The sequence below is a fragment of the Mesorhizobium sp. LNHC209A00 genome (assembly GCF_000502915.1).
In the GTDB taxonomy this organism is placed as follows: domain Bacteria; phylum Pseudomonadota; class Alphaproteobacteria; order Rhizobiales; family Rhizobiaceae; genus Mesorhizobium.
In genome coordinates, this window is the sequence record NZ_AYWT01000001.1 from 628,748 (window position 1) to 642,947 (window position 14,200).

The 14,200-nt window shown below is 63.9% G+C and carries 13 protein-coding genes; 9 read left to right on the plus strand and 4 right to left on the minus strand.

Annotated elements, in window-relative coordinates:
- Nucleotides 1–145 precede the first annotated feature (145 nt).
- The 9 genes from pbpC (at nt 146) to X739_RS162870 (ending at nt 10,135) form a co-directional block, all read left to right on the plus strand.
- The gene (gene pbpC / locus X739_RS162910) at nt 146–2,236 is read left to right on the plus strand and encodes a penicillin-binding protein 1C (protein ID WP_023792320.1); all 2,091 of its coding nucleotides are present in this window, start codon (nt 146–148) and stop codon (nt 2,234–2,236) included.
- 18 nt (nt 2,237–2,254) lie between these two features.
- Nucleotides 2,255–2,977, plus strand: a complete 723-nt coding sequence (locus X739_RS162905) for a M15 family metallopeptidase (protein WP_023769586.1) — start codon at nt 2,255–2,257, stop codon at nt 2,975–2,977.
- 210 nt (nt 2,978–3,187) lie between these two features.
- On the plus strand, nt 3,188–4,216 hold the full coding sequence (locus X739_RS162900) for a sulfate ABC transporter substrate-binding protein (RefSeq protein WP_023769585.1): 1,029 nt from the start codon (nt 3,188–3,190) through the stop codon (nt 4,214–4,216).
- A gap of 22 nt (nt 4,217–4,238) precedes the next feature.
- Nucleotides 4,239–5,090 (plus strand): sulfate ABC transporter permease subunit CysT, encoded by an 852-nt coding sequence (gene cysT / locus X739_RS162895; protein ID WP_023769584.1) that lies wholly within the window; start codon nt 4,239–4,241, stop codon nt 5,088–5,090.
- Nucleotides 5,083–5,967, plus strand: a complete 885-nt coding sequence (gene cysW / locus X739_RS162890; RefSeq protein WP_023769583.1) for a sulfate ABC transporter permease subunit CysW — start codon at nt 5,083–5,085, stop codon at nt 5,965–5,967. Before cysT ends, cysW begins: the two co-directional genes overlap by 8 nt.
- Nucleotides 5,968–5,979: 12 nt before the next feature.
- On the plus strand, nt 5,980–7,020 hold the full coding sequence (locus tag X739_RS162885; protein WP_023769582.1) for a sulfate/molybdate ABC transporter ATP-binding protein: 1,041 nt from the start codon (nt 5,980–5,982) through the stop codon (nt 7,018–7,020).
- 273 nt (nt 7,021–7,293) lie between these two features.
- Entirely contained in the window at nt 7,294–8,280 is a 987-nt protein-coding gene (locus X739_RS162880) for a sulfate ABC transporter substrate-binding protein (RefSeq protein WP_023769581.1), read from the plus strand.
- Nucleotides 8,281–8,526: 246 nt separating this feature from the next.
- Entirely contained in the window at nt 8,527–8,976 is a 450-nt protein-coding gene (locus X739_RS162875; protein ID WP_023769580.1) for an Rrf2 family transcriptional regulator, read from the plus strand.
- Nucleotides 8,977–8,986: 10 nt separating this feature from the next.
- Nucleotides 8,987–10,135, plus strand: coding sequence for a hypothetical protein (locus X739_RS162870; protein ID WP_023792349.1), 1,149 nt, complete (start codon nt 8,987–8,989; stop codon nt 10,133–10,135).
- On the opposite strand, the gene X739_RS162865 is transcribed toward X739_RS162870, so the two are convergent.
- From X739_RS162865 to X739_RS162850, 4 genes are read right to left on the minus strand one after another with little or no spacing between them, the layout of a single operon-like run.
- On the minus strand, nt 10,130–10,678 hold the full coding sequence (locus X739_RS162865; protein ID WP_023792352.1) for a gluconokinase: 549 nt from the start codon (nt 10,676–10,678) through the stop codon (nt 10,130–10,132). The genes X739_RS162870 and X739_RS162865 overlap by 6 nt on opposite strands.
- 2 nt (nt 10,679–10,680) lie before the next feature.
- Entirely contained in the window at nt 10,681–11,667 is a 987-nt protein-coding gene (locus X739_RS162860) for an ABC transporter permease (RefSeq protein WP_023769577.1), read from the minus strand.
- Nucleotides 11,664–12,644, minus strand: coding sequence for an ABC transporter permease (locus X739_RS162855; RefSeq protein WP_023769576.1), 981 nt, complete (start codon nt 12,642–12,644; stop codon nt 11,664–11,666). Before X739_RS162855 ends, X739_RS162860 begins: the two co-directional genes overlap by 4 nt.
- Nucleotides 12,641–14,188, minus strand: a complete 1,548-nt coding sequence (locus X739_RS162850; RefSeq protein WP_023782754.1) for a sugar ABC transporter ATP-binding protein — start codon at nt 14,186–14,188, stop codon at nt 12,641–12,643. Before X739_RS162850 ends, X739_RS162855 begins: the two co-directional genes overlap by 4 nt.
- Nucleotides 14,189–14,200: the final 12 nt, after the last annotated feature.

Here is a 14,200-nt window from a genome sequence, read left to right on the forward strand (position 1 = left end):
GTATAGTGACGGGGAGAAGGGAGCTATCTCGAACTTCGCCGCTTTTTCTGCAACGCTGGCGATTGGCGAAACCATCAGCAACAGCCTCTTTCTCCCCGTTTCTATACGGGGAGAAATGTCCGGCAGGACAATGAGCGGCGGCGCCATGTTCTCCAGAAAATTCCTGCGCCGCGCCGCCATAACCGCGGCTTCTTGCGGCGGCTTTCTCGCCCTCTCCACCGCCACCCTCTGGCAACTCGACCGTGCCTTCCCGCCCCCGCTTCCTGAAAGGCTCACGGTCTCCACCGAAGTCCAGGACCGCGACGGCCAGCTGTTGCGCGCCTTCGCCACGCCGGACGGCTACTGGCGGCTGGAAACCCGGCTCGACCAGGTCGACAAGCAGTTCGTCGACATGCTGGTCACCTATGAGGACAAGCGCTTCTGGGACCATGAGGGGGTCGACGTGCTGGCACTGGCGCGCGCCGCCGGCCAGTTCGCAACCAGCGGCCACATCGTCTCCGGTGGCTCGACCCTGTCGATGCAGCTTGCCCGCCTGATCGAGCCGCGCGAGAGCCGCAGCCTCGGATCCAAGATGAAACAGATGCTGCGCGCCGTCCAGATCGAACGGCGGTTGTCGAAGCGCGAGATCCTCGAACGCTATCTCACACTGGCGCCATATGGCGGGAATTTGGAGGGCGTACGTGCCGCTTCGCTGGCCTATTTCGGCAAGGAGCCAAAGCGGCTCACCGTTTCCGAAGCCGCGCTTCTGGTGGCCCTCCCCCAATTGCCGGAAAAGCGCCGCCCTGACCGCAACCTCCAGATCGCCCACGCAGCTCGCGACCGTGTGCTCACCCGCATGGTCTCATCAGGCCTGATCGGCCAACGCGAGGCGGCACGCGCGGCGCTTGAGGATGTGTTGAGCCTGCGCCGGCGCTTGCCGGCGCTCGCCGCCCATGCCTCTTACGCGATGCTGCCCAAGGCCGTCCCCGGCCAGCCGCTCAAGCTGACGATCCGCAAAAGCGTCCAGCAAGGACTGGAACAGGTGGCCCGCGACGCCGCCACCAGGCTCGGGCCGCGTCTGTCGGTCGCCATGGTGCTGGCCGATGCCCGCACCGGCGACATTCTGGGCGAAGTCGGCTCGGCCAATTTCTTCGATTCCAGTCGTTCCGGCTGGATCGACATGACCAAGGTCGTGCGCTCGCCCGGCTCGACACTGAAGCCGTTCATCTATGGCCTCGCCTTCGAACAGGGACTGGTGGCGCAGGAGACGCTCATCGAGGACAGCCCGGTCGATTTCAGCGGCTACAGGCCGAAAAATTTCGACATGGGCTATCAGGGCGATGTCTCGATCCGCCAGGCGCTGCAATTGTCGCTCAACGTGCCGGCGATTCGGCTGCTCGACGCGGTCGGTCCGGCGCGGCTGACGGCGCGGTTCCGCCAGGCGGGCGTCAACCCGATCCTGCCGGTCAATGAGGCGCCGGGGCTGGCGATCGGCCTTGGTGGCGTCGGCGTCACGCTGCGAGACCTCGTCCAGCTCTATACGGGGCTCGCCAATGGCGGCAAGACGCACTCGCTGCGCGACGGCACCGAGCCGGCCAATGCCGTGAGTTCGACCACCACCATCCTCAACGACCAGGCCAATTGGCAGATCATCGACATCCTCTCCGGAGTAAAACCGCCCGAAGGCGCCTTGCAGCGCGGCATTGCCTACAAGACCGGAACCTCCTACGGCTATCGCGATGCCTGGTCGGTGGGCTTCGATGGCCGCTATGTGCTGGGCGTCTGGGTCGGCCGGCCCGATGCCGGCGCTGTGCCGGGCCTCTCCGGCTATGTCTCGGCCGCTCCCATCCTGTTCGAAGGTTTTGTCCGCTCCGGCCTCGCCACCGTGCCGCTGCCGGGCAAACCGCCCGGTGCCTTCGCACCCAAGCGCGAGGACTTGCCTGTGACGCTTGCCCGCTTCGGCGCCGGCGCGGATGGCCTGGTGCAGGCGACGCCGACCGAACCGGCGCCGACCATCATCTTCCCGCCTGACGGCGCCCGCGTCGATCTCGCCACCAACTCGGCCGACGCCTCGCCGCTGGTGCTGAAATTGCAAGGCGGCCGCGCCCCGTTCCGCTGGCTGGCCAACGGCAAGCCCCTCATCGGCCTCGACCGCCGCCGCACCGCGACCTGGCTGCCCGACGGCGCGGGTTATTCCACGCTCACCGTGATAGATGCGGCCGGACGAGCGGCGAGTGTGAAAGTGTTCGTCCAGTGAAAGCGATCCTTGAATAGTATGCGCCAACCGATTCAGCGCATTGGCTTTTGTGCGCTGATGATTGCCGGCTTCGCCCTGCCGGCGCGTGCCGATCCCCTCCCCGCGGGTTTCGTTCGCCTCGCCGATGTCGCGCCATCTATCCGCCAGGACATCCGCTACGCCGCAACCGACAACTTTCTGCACCGCAAGGTGAATGGCTATGACGCGCCGGTCTGCATTTTGACCCGGGAGTCCGCCGAGGCGCTTTCCAGAGTCCAGCGGGCGATCGCCACCAGAGGCCTGACGCTGGTCGTCTTCGACTGCTACCGCCCTGCCCGCGCCGTGGCCGATATGGGCCACTGGACGGCCGCCGGTGGACCGCCGGACCCGCAATGGTATCCGACGGTCAAGCGTGGCGATCTCATCGCCAAGGGCTATGTCGGTGAACGGTCCAGCCATTCGCGCGGCTCGACCGTCGATGTTGCCATCGGGCCTGTCGACAGTACCCCCGTGCCGAAACCGGCCTGCGGCGCGATCAATGCCGACACCGTCGATTTCGGCACCGGCTTCGATTGTTTCGACCCGAAGAGCGAGACCGCGCATCGCCCGCTCGGCGCCGAAGCGGCGGCAAACCGAAAGCTGCTCGTCGATGCCATGCGTGCTGGCGGGTTCAAGAACCACACGCGCGAATGGTGGCACTTTGCGCTGGCCCGCGGGCCATTTCAAAAGCAGCGTTTCGATTTCCCGGTGACCGCCGAGTAACCTGCCCAACCAGCCTTGCCCGGCAACCGCGCATCCCTAGATAGGCCGGATGGCGGGCCGACTCCGGCGCGGAGCGACCCCGAGCAAAATAGTTCTCACAACAACGACATATCGCCGAAGATTTTCTTCACGAGGGCAAAAAAGGCAACATTCAATGCATCTTATTTCTACCAATTCGCTAGATTTGGCGCGGGTTCAAAGGAGGCAGAAATGACCAAACCTCATTTCCGGAAATTGCTCGGCGCACTGATGGCCGCATCTGTCCAGTTCGGCACGCTCGGTTTCGCGTTCGCCGATACCACCATTCTCAACGTGTCCTATGATCCGACGCGCGAGCTCTACAAGGCCTATGACGAGGCCTTTGCCGCGCATTGGAAAACGGAGACCGGCGAGACGGTGACCATCCAGCAGTCGCATGGCGGATCGGGTGCCCAGGCCCGCGCGGTGATCGACGGCCTCGACGCCGATGTGGTGACGCTGGCGCTCGAAGGCGACATCAACGCCATCGTCTCCAAGTCAAAGAAGATCAATCCCGACTGGCGCACCAAATTCGAAAACAATTCAGCGCCCTATACCTCGACGATCATCTTCCTTGTCCGCAAGGGCAATCCCAAGGGCATTCACGACTGGAACGACCTCGTCAAGGACGGCGTCCAGGTGATCACGCCTAACCCCAAAACCTCGGGCGGCGCACGCTGGAACTATCTCGCGGCCTGGGCCTATGCCAATGCCAACGATGGCGGCGATGAAGCCAAGACGAAGGAATTCGTCGGCAAGCTCTACGCCAATGCTCCGGTGCTCGACACCGGCGCGCGCGGCTCGACGGTGACCTTCGCGCAAAAAGGCCTGGGTGACGTGCTGATCGCCTGGGAGAACGACGCCTATCTGGCGCTCGACGAGTTTGGCGCCGACAATTTCGACATCGTTTATCCGCCGACCTCCATCCTGGCCGAGCCACCGGTGGCCGTGGTCGACGCCAATGTCGACGCCAGGGGCACGCGCAAGGTGGCCCAGGCCTATCTGAGCTATCTCTATTCCAAGGAAGGCCAGACCATCATCGCCAAGAACCATTATAGGCCGTCCAAGCCCGAATTGGTTCCCCCCGAGGATCTCGCCAAGCTGCCGCCAGTCAAGCTGATCACCATCGACGATCCGCTTTTCGGCGGCTGGAAGAAAGCGCAGCCTTATCATTTCGGCGACGGTGGTATATTCGACCAGATCTACAAGCCGGCCCAGTGAGCTAAACCTAGATCAGGACGACATGACCACAGCACCCGCGCAGGCGGGGTGGCGGTTCAGACAGCCGAGCGTCATTCCGGGTTTCGGATTGACGCTCGGCTTCTCGCTTGCCTACCTCACCCTCATCATCCTCATCCCGCTATCCGGGCTGATCTGGCGTTCGGCCGCTCTCGGCTGGGTCGATTTCTGGGCCATCGCCACCGACCGCCGCACGATCAACGCCCTTCGAATCAGCTTCGGTACGGCGTTCATCGCGGCTGTCGTCAATGTCGTCTTCGGCACGCTCGTCGCCTGGGTGCTGGTGCGCTACCGTTTTCCCGGCCGCCGCATCGTCGACGCCATGGTCGACCTGCCCTTCGCCCTGCCGACGGCTGTGGCCGGCATCGCGCTGACCACGCTCTACGCGCCGAATGGCTGGATCGGCAAATTGCTGATGCCGCTCGGCATCAAGGTCGCCTACACGCCGCTGGGCATCGTCATTGCGCTGATCTTCATCGGCCTGCCCTTCGTCGTGCGCACCGTGCAGCCGATCATGGAAGAAATCGACAAGGAAGTGGAGGAAGCCGCAGCCACGCTTGGCGCCAGCCGCTTCCAGATCATCACCCGCGTGCTCTTTCCCGGCCTGGCGCCGGCCATCATCACCGGCTTCTCGCTGGCCTTCGCGCGCGGAGTCGGAGAATACGGCTCGGTCATCTTCATTGCCGGCAACCTGCCCTACAAATCCGAGATCGCGCCGCTTTTGATCGTCATCCGGCTCGAGGAATACAATTACCCGGCGGCGACCGCGATCGCGGCGATCATGCTGGCGCTGTCGTTCCTCATGCTGTTGATCGTCAATCTGGTGCAGACATGGAGCCGCAAGCGCTATGGCTGATCCCGAGATCAAATCCTACGAACCGTTTCATGAAAGCCGCTCGGCGGCGGTGACCGAGAGCCGGCCGGCGCAGTCCGTGCTGATGGCCATCGTCTTCGTCTTTCTCGCCGTATTCCTGTTGCTGCCGCTGATCATTGTTTTCAAGGAAGCTTTCGCCAAAGGCGTTGGCACTTACTTGCAATCGCTAAGCGATGCCGACACGCGTTCGGCGATCCGCCTGACCTTGCTGGTGGCCGCGATCTCGGTCCCGCTCAACATCGTCTTCGGCATCTCGGCCGCATGGGCGATCGCCAAGTTCGAGTTCAAGGGCAAGGCCTTCCTGACCACGCTGATCGACCTGCCCTTCTCGGTCTCGCCGGTCATTTCGGGTCTGGTCTACGTGCTTCTGTTCGGTGCTCAGGGGTTGCTCGGCGAGTGGCTGAAGGCACATGGCATCCAGATCCTGTTCGCAGTACCGGGCATTGTGCTGGCCACCGTCTTCGTCACCTTCCCCTTCGTCGCGCGCGAGTTGATCCCGCTGATGCAGGAACAGGGTAATGGCGACGAGGAGGCCGCCCTTTCGCTTGGCGCCAATGGCTGGCAGGCCTTCTGGTACGTGACCTTGCCCAACGTCAAATGGGGCCTGCTCTACGGCGTGCTCCTGTGCAACGCGCGCGCCATGGGGGAGTTCGGCGCGGTTTCGGTGGTGTCGGGTCACATACGCGGCCTGACCAACACCATGCCGCTGCATGTCGAAATCCTCTACAACGAGTACAACGCCGTCGGCGCCTTCGCCGTCGCTTCCTTGCTTGCCGGGCTGGCGCTCGTCACACTGGTCTTGAAAACACTGCTCGAGATGCGCTACGGCGCCGAACTCGCCGCGACGCGCGGACATTAGAAGGTTCATTGCATGGAAGTTCGCGTTGCCAATGTGCGCAAGGAGTTCGAGCGGTTTCCGGCGCTCCACGATGTCTCGCTCGACATCAAATCGGGCGAACTGATCGCGCTGCTCGGACCGTCCGGCTCCGGCAAGACGACGCTGCTCAGGCTGATCGCCGGGCTGGAGCGCCCGACGCGTGGAAAAATCTTTTTTGGTGACGACGACGCTTCGCAGAAATCGATCCAGGAGCGCAATGTCGGCTTCGTCTTCCAGCACTACGCCCTGTTCCGCCACATGACGGTGGCCGACAATATCGGCTTCGGCCTCAAGGTGCGGCACGGGCCGACGCGGCCGCCGGCCGCCGAAATACGCCGCCGCGCCTCCGAGCTTCTCGATCTCGTCCAGCTTTCAGGGCTGGAGAAGCGCTATCCCGCGCAGCTTTCGGGCGGCCAGCGCCAGCGCGTGGCGCTCGCCCGCGCCATGGCGATCGAACCCAAGGTGCTGCTGCTCGACGAGCCGTTCGGCGCGCTCGATGCGCAGGTGCGCCGGGAACTGCGCCGCTGGCTGCGCGAAATCCATGACCGCACCGGCCACACCACCGTCTTTGTGACCCACGACCAGGAAGAGGCTTTGGAGCTTGCCGACCGCGTCGTGGTGATGAGCCAGGGCCGCATCGAGCAGGTCGGCACAGCCGATGATATCTACGACACGCCGAACTCGCCTTTCGTCTACGGCTTCATCGGTGAATCCAGCTCCCTTCCCGTCAAGGTCGAGAATGGCGAGATCTGGCTGGCCGACCGTCCGATCGGATTGTCGGCGCCGCATGCGCCCGAGGGCGACGCGATGCTCTACTTCCGGCCGCATGACGTCGAACTGCTGGACGGTTGCAGCGGCTGCATCGCCGGCACCGTGGCCGCCAGCCGCCGCGTCGCCGGCACAAGGCGCGTCGAGCTTGAAATTGGCGGCGAACGCCAGCGGGTCGAGATCGAACTGCCGGTCGATCATCCGGCGGCGCAGAAGAGCCGCGTGGCGTTCCGGCCGGGGCGCTGGAAGCTGTTCCCGGCTGCATAAAAACACGACCAATATGAATTTTGTCGCCACCCGGACCGACGGCGGTCGCCTACCGTTTCACCAGGCCTTTCAAGGACAATACCAGGATCATCGGATGAAGGGACTGGCAAGGACAGGGTTCACAGGATGACCCTATTTGAAAGAAAAAACTACGATCCGCATGCTCGGGAAACGGTTTTCTAGCAACAAGTGCCAAGCCCTGAATCTATGCCTCGCCGCCCGTCTTGGCCCCGGCTATGGTCCGGCAATAGAGCGTTGCATCCGGAGCCCTTCATGAAGCGATTTTTCCTCGGCGTTGCCGTCGCAGCCGGCCTCATCCTCGCATCCTCCCAAGCCTGGTCGGCCGACAAGCTGCTTAACGCCTCCTATGACGTCGGCCGGGAACTCTTCGCGCAGGTCAACAAGGCCTTTATCGCGAAGCATCCGGCCGTCAGCATCGACCAGTCCCATGCCGGCACTTCGGCGCAGGCGCGTGCCATCGCCGAGGGCCTTGGCGCCGATGTCGTCACCTTCAACCAGGTCACCGACGTCGACTTCCTGGTGAAGAAGGGGCTGGTCTCGGCCGACTGGCAGAAGGATTTTCCAGACAACGCCTCGCCCTTCTATTCGCTGCCTTCGTTTCTCGTCCGCGCGGGTAATCCCAAGCACATCAAGGACTGGAACGACCTCGTGCGCGACGACGTGCAGGTGATTTTCCCCAATCCGAAGACATCGGGCAATGCGCGCTACACCTATTTGGCGGCCACCGCCTACGCCAAGGAAGCCTTCAAGGGCGACGACGCCAAGGTGAAGGAGTTCATCACCAAGCTGTTCAACAACGTGCCGATCTTCGACACTGGCGGGCGCGCCGCGACCACCACCTTCGTGCAGCGCGAGATCGGCGACGTGCTGATCACTTTCGAATCCGAGACGCGCGGCATCCGCAAGGAATATGGCGACGACAAATTCGAGCAGGTCACCCCTTCGGTCAGCCTTCTGGCGGAATTCCCGGTGGCGATCGTCGACAAGGTCGCCGACGAACACGGCACGCGCGACCTAGCCAAGAGCTATCTCGACTTCCTCTACACCCCCGAGGGCCAGGGCATCGCCGCCGAGAATGGGCTGCGCGCACGCGACGCAGCTGTCGCGGCCAAATACAAGGCCGATTTTCCGGATGTGCGCCTGCTGACGGTGGAAGACGTCTTCGGCGGTTGGGACAAGGTCCAAAAAGAGCATTTCGCCGCCGGCGGCCTGCTCGACCAAGCTTATGGGAGCCGGTAAGTCTCCACGCCCAACAATAAGATCGACGAAAGCCGGCCCGGGGCCGGCTTTCCTTGTTTAGGCGATAAGGCAAATCCGGCGCGCATCGTGCAAAACGTTACAAACAATCAACGCGTTTGTGTCAAACATGCCTTTCCAATGGCTTGTTTTCGCGAAACGGCAGCGTGTGAAAGCAATGCCGTCATCATTTGCACACAAACAGCCGCCAGATGCGGGGTGGTTGGGGCTTAAACGGGTTATCAGGGCATGCTGACGAAAAAAGGCAAATACGGCCTCAAGGCTCTCGTGCATCTTTCCAATCTTCCGGTCGGCCAATTGGCCTTCGTCAACGACATCGCCGTCGCCAACAACATCCCGAAGAAATTCCTCGATGCCATACTGGGCGAATTGCGCAACGCCGGCTTCGTCCAGAGCCGCAAGGGCAAGGAAGGCGGCTATCGCCTCGCCCGTCCCGCTTCCGAGATCAAGATCGGCCATGTCGTGCGCGTGCTCGACGGTCCGCTGGCGCCGATACCTTGCGCCAGCCGCACGCAGTACCAGCGCTGCGAGGATTGCGACGAAGCGACCTGCCAGGTCCGTCACATGATGCTGGAAGTGCGCCAGGCGATCGCCGAGGTGCTGGACAACCGCAGCCTCGCCGCCATGCGCGATGCCGACAACGACGATTTTCCGGTCGAGTTGACATCCCAGATCTAGAGCCGGGCGAATGAGGCTGTCGAGGTTCACGAAATCCCGAAAAGTCCCCCGTAAGCCATCGGCAGCCAGCTTTCGCACCGAGATCATCGCCGACGTCTTTGTCCCCGAATATGCCGAGGACGTGCGCTTCTTCAGCCGCAAGCAGCTTAACGCCGGCAAGCTCCGCCGCTTCTCCACCACGGATCTTCGCGAAAGCCTGGCCGTCCTCTTCTACCTCGCGGTCGCGGCGGTGCTGCCGGTGCGCTGGTGGTCGCCGATTTGCGATTGGGCGTCGAGGTTTCGCCTGAAGCGCCATATGCGCAAGGATTTCCCCGGATATGCCGCTGCAACCCGCGCGGTGCTCGGCAGCGACATCGATGCGCGCAAGCTGTTCGAGGCATTGCTCGCGGCGCGCCATCGCCGCCGCATGCAACTTGCCGCGCATCTGGTCGCCCGTCGCTGGAGGCCGGCGATCCGGCTGGAAGGGCTCGAGGACTTGCAGGCCGCTTTGCAACGCGGCCATGGCGCGATCCTCTGGTGCGATCAGTTCACCGCCCAGACAATGATCGGCAAGCGCGCCATGCACGATGCCGGCATCGAAGCGCATCAGGTCAGCGTCAACACGCATGGCGTATCCGAGACGGCATTCGGCCAGCGCTTTCTCAATCCGCCAATGGTCCATGTCGAGAACCGGTTCCTGAAAAGCCGGATCGTCTTCGACCGTGAAGACGCCTATCAGGTCACCATCCGCATTCAGAAGATGCTGAGGCAGAACGGCGTCGTGATGATGACCAACACCACCCACGCCGGCTCGACCTTCGCCGAAACCGCGCTTGGCGAAAGCGGCTGGACGCACCTTGCCTCGGCACCGGCGAATTTCGCCGCCCGCGGCAAGACGGCCCTGTTTGCGATGTCGACCTTCGAGGTCGTTCCCTTCCGGGAATATCGCGCCGTCTTGAGCCCCGAATTGGTGCCGGCTCCACCGGCGCTCCAGGCAGCGGACACAATCAGGGACGGCGCCAAGAACATGGCCCTGCAGGCATGCTACATGCTGCTCAAACGCGACCGCCTGCTGCAGGCGCTGAAAGAGCATCCCGAGCAGATGATGTCCTGGTCGCGCCACGAGCGGTTGACGGAAGCCCAGGGCGGCATCGGCATCAGCGCTGAAGAAGGCTCATGACCGGCGTACCAAGCGCATTGCCTGGCCAACGAGTTCGTCGACCGGCCCCGTCGCGTCGAGCGTCAATGCCCACTCGTCTTGCCCCGGCGGATCGAGGATGGCGAACTGGCTGTCGACCAGGCTTGCCGGCATGAAATGGCCCTTGCGGTTGCCAACGCGCCGCCGCGCGGTGGCGGGATCGATCTCCAGATAGAGGAAGACGATATCAGGGCAAAAACCGCGCAGGCGCTCGCGATAACCGCGCTTCAGCGCCGAGCAGGCGGCGACCACACCTTGCCCCTTGGCGATCGTGGCCCGGATCTGCTCGCCGATCGCATCGAGCCAGCCTTCGCGCAGTTGATCGGTGAGCGGCTCGCCGCGTGCCATACGGGCGACGTTTTCGGACGGATGCAGCCTGTCGCCCTCGATGAAGACGGTATCCAGCGCGGTGGCCAGCGCGATGCCGACGGCTGACTTGCCGCAGCCGGCAACCCCCATCACCACGATGGCCGGAGGCGCCAAACCTGAAGCGCCTGTCGACGCCTGCGCTGCGTTTTCGTCCACCGTCAGCGGCTCGCCGGCGCGCGGCCATAAAGAAGGAGCATGGTGACGATGACGACGCCATAGATGATCTGCCGTCCCGCCTCCGGCATCTGCATGACCGACAGGATGGATTGCAGCAGCGTGATCAGGATGACGCCGGCAACGGTGCCGAGATAGGAGCCGCGCCCGCCCAGGATCGAGGTGCCGCCCAGCACCACGGCCGCGATCGACGGCAGCAGATAGGCATCGCCCATCGACTGCGCCGCCTTGGAGGCATAGCCGGCCAGCAGCACGCCGCCGAAGGCGGAGAGCCCTCCGGAGACGGCGAAGGCGATCATCACCACGCGTCTCGTGTCGATGCCCGAGAGATAGGCGGCGCGCTCGCGGTTGCCGATACCATAGACCGCGCGGCCGAAGCCGGTGCGCGTCAGCACGAACACCATCGCAATCCCTATAAGCGCCCAGATGATGACGGCGTTGGGAACGCCCGGAATGGTGAAGCCGGTGGCCAGGTAGCGCATGGCGCCGGTCGCCGAATCCTGTGGCGAGAAGCCGCCGGTGTAGACCACCATCAGCCCTTGCGCGACGGCATTGGTGGCGAGCGTGATGATCATCGAGGGAATGCGCAAATAGGCCACGCCGATGCCGTTGACGACGCCGATCAGCACGCCGCAGAAGATGCCGAAAGGGATCGCCAGCACCACCCCGGCCGGACCGTAGGCGGCCGCCGCGCAGGCCATCATCGCGCCCGCCGCCACCGACCACGGCACCGACAGGTCGATCTGGCCGAGCAGGATGACCAGCATCATGCCGGTGGCGATGACGCCGAGGAACGAGGCCACCTTGAGCTGCTGCAGGAGATATTCAGGCGACAGGAAGCTCCGTGAATAGAGACTGCCGACCAACAGCAGCACCACGATGCAGGCAAAGGCGGTCAGCACCGCCGGATCGGCGCGGCGGATGAATTTCGGCATGCGGCCGGCAATGCCGCCCAAGGTCGTCTCGCTCACAGGAACCACTCCAGCCGGTTGCGGACCCGAAACAGGGCGAAGGCGCCGAGACTGACGGCGACCAGCAGGATAACGCCCTGGAACAGCGGCTGCCAGAGCGGATCGAAGTCGAACACGAACAACAGGTCGCCGATGGTGCGGAAGGCAAGGGCGCCGAAGATGGCGCCGATGGCGCTGCCCTTGCCACCAAACAGCGACACACCGCCCAGCACGACAGCCGCGATCGAGAACAACGTGTATGCATTGCCGCTGGCATAGGCGGCCTCCCCGGTATAGGTGAAAAACGTCAGGAACAGCCCGCCGATCGCGGCCAGCAACCCCGCCAGCGTGTAAGCGCAGAACTTGCCGCGCCTTATCGGCACGCCCGACATGTAGGCCGCTGTTTCCGACGAGCCGGCCGCGTAGGCGGCACGGCCGAGTACCGAGCGGCTGAACGGCACCCAGATCAACAGCACGACCGCCAGCAGCACGATCAGGCTTGCGGGCACCAGATCGAACAAACGTCCTGTCATAGCATCGGCCAGATCCTCGTTGACCGAGCCGCCCGGAAAGGGCCGCAGCAAAAGGCCGATGCCGTAGTAGACCGCGCCGGTAGCGATGGTCGCGACGATCGGCTGCAGCCTTCCATAAATGACGATGGCGCCGTTGACGGCGCCGCACAGAAGGCCCGCCACAAGCACGGCGATGACGCCGAGCGTGGTCTGCATCGGCGTGCCCACCACCAGCCAGGAGGCCAGGCAGTTGGTGAGCAGGAAGATCATGCCCACGGACAGGTCGATGCCGGAGGTGATGACGACCAGCGTCTGCGCCATGGCGACGAAGGCAAGCAGCACGCCCTTGTTCGCCGCCGTCTGCACGACATTGGCGGTAAAGCCTGCCGGATGGTTCGAGGTATAGATGACGAACATGACGATGAAGATGCCGAGCGCCAGCAACGTTCCGCGCTGCTCGGCCAGCCAGTAGCGCCAATCTTTCACACGCTTGCTCCCAGGCCCACCGGGCTCTCCTCGCCATGGATGTTGAGCGCGCTCGCTATCAGCGCCCGCTCGGTGATCTCGCCGCCGACCAGCTCTCGCTTGACGGCGCCGTCATAGAGCACCAGGACCCGGTCGCAGCAGCCGATCAGCTCGTCATAGTCGGTCGAATAGAACAGGATCGCCGCGCCCGCATCCGCCAGCTTGCGCATCAGCTGATAGATCTCCTGCTTGGTGCCGACGTCGATGCCGCGCGTCGGGTCGTTGAGCAGGATGATGCGCGGCTGGCGCATCAGCCATTTGGCGATCACCACCTTCTGCTGGTTGCCGCCCGACAGCGCGCCGACCGGAATGTCGAGGCCCGCGGTCTTGATCGCCAGCAGGCCGACCATGTCGTCGATCAGCCGCTGTTCGGCGGCACGGTCGATGATGCCGCCTTTCGACAGCCGGTCGAGCGCGGCGAAGGACAGGTTCTCGCGCACCGTCATCGGCAGCATCAGTCCTTCGGTCTTGCGGTCCTCCGGGATGAGGGCCATGCCGATGCCATCCTCGCGGGCCGCTGCCGGGCTGGTGATCGTCACCGGCCTGCCGTCGATCAGCACCTCGCCGGAGAGGCCGCGGAGCACACCGAAGAACGCGAGCAGCAATTCGCGCTGGCCCTGGCCGTCCAGCCCGCCGAGGCCGACCACCTCGCCTGCCCTGACTGTCAGCGAGATATCGTGCAGCCGGTCGGCCCAGGACAGCTTGCGCGCCTCGAGCCGGGGGGCGGCACCGGCAGGTGCCGCTGCTGGCTTGGGCGGAAAAATATGGCTGTATTCACGGCCGATCATCAGCTCGACCACCTCGTTGTCGCTCTTCGAGCCGGCCTCGTAGCTGGCGACATTGCGGCCATTGCGGAACACGGTGCAATGGTCGGCCAGTTCGGCGATCTCATTCATGCGGTGCGAGATGTAGAGCAGCGCCAGCCCTTCCGAGCGCAGTCGTTTCAAGACGCCGAAGATCTTCGCGACATCCGCCGCCGTCAGCGCCGAAGTCGCTTCGTCGAGGATGAGGATGCGCGGTTTCCTGGCCAGCGCCTTGGCGATCTCCACCATCTGGCGCCGTGACAGGGGCAGATCCTTGACCAGTGCCAGCGGATGGATGTCGGCGGCGCCCGCGCGCGCCAGCGCGTCCTCGGCGATGCGCCGCTGCGCCTTGCGGTCGATCATGCCGAAGCGTTTGGGCGGATCGGAGATGACGATGTTGTCCGCGACGCTGAGTTCGGGGATCAGCGACAGTTCCTGGAAGATGCAGACGATCCCGGCCTTGTTCGCCGCACCCGGCGACGCGAAGGTCACCTCGCGTCCGTCCAGCGTCATGTGGCCCTCGTCGGGCGCCACGACACCGGCCATGACCTTGATCAGGGTCGATTTGCCAGCCCCGTTTTCACCGAGAATGGCGTGGATGCTGCCGGCCCCGACCGTCAGTTCGGCCTTTTCCAGCGCCCGCACGCCGCCATAGCGCTTGGAAATGCCTTCCATGCGAAAGAGTGGAGCCGCACCGTCCATCAACCCTCCCGA

Bases quoted from the DNA above. Each gene is read 5' to 3' on its own strand.
- pbpC (WP_023792320.1), top strand. From the start codon at position 146: ATGTTCTCCAGAAAATTCCTGCGCCGCGCCGCCATAACCGCGGCTTCT.
- X739_RS162905 (WP_023769586.1), top strand. From the start codon at position 2,255: ATGCGCCAACCGATTCAGCGCATTGGCTTTTGTGCGCTGATGATTGCC.
- X739_RS162900 (WP_023769585.1), top strand. From the start codon at position 3,188: ATGACCAAACCTCATTTCCGGAAATTGCTCGGCGCACTGATGGCCGCA.
- cysT (WP_023769584.1), top strand. From the start codon at position 4,239: ATGACCACAGCACCCGCGCAGGCGGGGTGGCGGTTCAGACAGCCGAGC.
- cysW (WP_023769583.1), top strand. From the start codon at position 5,083: ATGGCTGATCCCGAGATCAAATCCTACGAACCGTTTCATGAAAGCCGC.
- X739_RS162885 (WP_023769582.1), top strand. From the start codon at position 5,980: ATGGAAGTTCGCGTTGCCAATGTGCGCAAGGAGTTCGAGCGGTTTCCG.
- X739_RS162880 (WP_023769581.1), top strand. From the start codon at position 7,294: ATGAAGCGATTTTTCCTCGGCGTTGCCGTCGCAGCCGGCCTCATCCTC.
- X739_RS162875 (WP_023769580.1), top strand. From the start codon at position 8,527: ATGCTGACGAAAAAAGGCAAATACGGCCTCAAGGCTCTCGTGCATCTT.
- X739_RS162870 (WP_023792349.1), top strand. From the start codon at position 8,987: ATGAGGCTGTCGAGGTTCACGAAATCCCGAAAAGTCCCCCGTAAGCCA.
- X739_RS162850 (WP_023782754.1), bottom strand. From the start codon at position 14,188: ATGGACGGTGCGGCTCCACTCTTTCGCATGGAAGGCATTTCCAAGCGC.